Source organism: Gemmiger formicilis (assembly GCF_900167555.1).
Lineage (GTDB): Bacteria > Bacillota > Clostridia > Oscillospirales > Ruminococcaceae > Gemmiger > Gemmiger formicilis.
Genome location: NZ_FUYF01000092.1, coordinates 1 through 1055, shown reverse-complemented (window position 1 = coordinate 1055; position 1055 = coordinate 1). Strand labels below are relative to the sequence as shown.

At 55.9% G+C, this 1055-nt stretch carries 1 pseudogene; it reads left to right on the top strand.

The features are described 5' to 3' along the window. Positions 1–1055 (top strand): annotated as a pseudogene (locus tag B5D32_RS15355) (hypothetical protein); the annotation flags it as partial.

Here is a 1055-nt window from a genome sequence, read left to right as displayed (position 1 = left end):
TCTTTTTGTTTGGAGGTGGTCGAAATTTCACGCGAAGAGCGGGATGTTTACCTGATCCCGCAGAATTTTGTGGACACCGGCACGATTCTCGGCGGTACGGTCAAGCTGCGCAATGCAGTGGAGGCAGCTGTGCTTGCTGTGGGCAGTGCAGTACCGCTGTTTTATCTACCGCTGGCGTTCAATATTCGGCTGATGATTGTCATTGCGGTGTCGGTGCCGCTGGGCGTTTTCGGTGTGGTCGGCATTGGCGGCGATAGCCTGACCCAGTTTGTGGCACACTGGTTCCGCTTTATGAAGCGCCGCCGTATCGTTACGCCTACACCGCAGGGCAATCTCGAAGCCAACCGACATCGGCATCTGCGGTTCATCAGCAAGCGGTACCGTGTTGTCTACTATGACGACCCGGATACCCTGCCCCACAACGCGCAGGTCTTACAGCGCAAGGCAGACCGCCACGGAAAGCTGGTAAAGCGGCAGACGCTCTACGATTTGCTGCCCATCGAGAAAATCGAGAACGGCATCCTGCACACCACAGATGACCACTACATCAAAATTCTGGAAATCGACCCCATCAACTTCCTGCTGCGCTCCCCACGGGAGCAGCGCAGCGTCATCTACTCGTTCGCCAGCCTTTTGAAAGTCAGCCCAGTGCGGCTGCAATTCAAGTCATTCTCCCGCAAGGCCGATGTTAATGCCTATCTGGACAAGCTGCGGCGGGATGCCGCCAACGAACCGGACGCAGCGGTGCGTAAGCGCCACATGAGCTATATCCGCTTTGTCAAGCGGCTCGGTTTCCGCGATGCTGTTAGCCGTCGCTTCTTCGTGATTTTCCAGTACGAAGCCCCTACGAATGAGCGGAACATCGCCTACGCTGAGATTGTCTCCACGCTCGAAACCACCGCCCGAAACTTTCGTACCTATCTGGCGCAGTGCGGCAATGCCATCGTGGAACACGAAAATGAGGACGAGTTCCTCACAGACGTTTTCTATACCTTACTAAATAGGCGAACGGCGGTACAGGTGCCATTGCAGGAGCGCATCCAAGACGTGCTTGC